The sequence below is a fragment of the Kiloniella majae genome, assembly GCF_002118315.1.
Lineage (GTDB): Bacteria > Pseudomonadota > Alphaproteobacteria > Kiloniellales > Kiloniellaceae > Kiloniella > Kiloniella majae.
The window spans coordinates 1-518 of the sequence record NZ_MTSZ01000017.1 but is presented as its reverse complement, the minus strand read 5'-3'; the positions used below and the strand labels follow the sequence as shown (position 1 = coordinate 518).

At 50.0% G+C, this 518-nt stretch carries 2 tRNA genes; both read left to right on the top strand.

The features are described from left to right. The first annotated feature begins 195 nt into the window (after positions 1 to 195). Positions 196 to 272, top strand: a tRNA-Ile gene (locus BKB51_RS20465). 155 nt (positions 273 to 427) lie between these two features. Beyond that, positions 428 to 503, top strand: a tRNA-Ala gene (locus BKB51_RS20460). Positions 504 to 518: the final 15 nt, after the last annotated feature.

Genomic DNA, 518 nt, shown 5'->3' with positions numbered 1-518 from the left:
CTTTTTGAAATTACTTAAAAATACTAAAATGTCGTTGATGGCAAATTGCCGTCCTCGCATCCTTTCCAAATAATATAGTTTAGATCATCGTGATCGTGTTTTGTTTTACTGAACACAGTGAAGCAAGGCCGACTGGCCGCCCGAGTTTATACGAGGCAGCGAGTGCGGAGCACGAAGCATGAGATCGAAGTTTTCGGGCTTGTAGCTCAGTTGGTTAGAGCGCGCGCTTGATAAGCGTGAGGTCGGAAGTTCAAGTCTTCCCAGGCCCACCAGTCGTTAGCAACGACAGGCGTCTTATCATGTGTCTGTTGATTAGCTGAGTTTAGTACTCTTGAGCTGAGTTTTCCGAACGCAGTGAGGCAAGACCAACCGGTCGCCCGCAGCGTAGCGAGGATAGCGAGCACGGAGTGCGAAGCATGACTAACATGGGGGCATAGCTCAGTTGGGAGAGCGGTAGCTTTGCAAGCTTCAGGTCGTGGGTTCGATCCCCTCTGCCTCCACCACTTACTTCGTAAGAT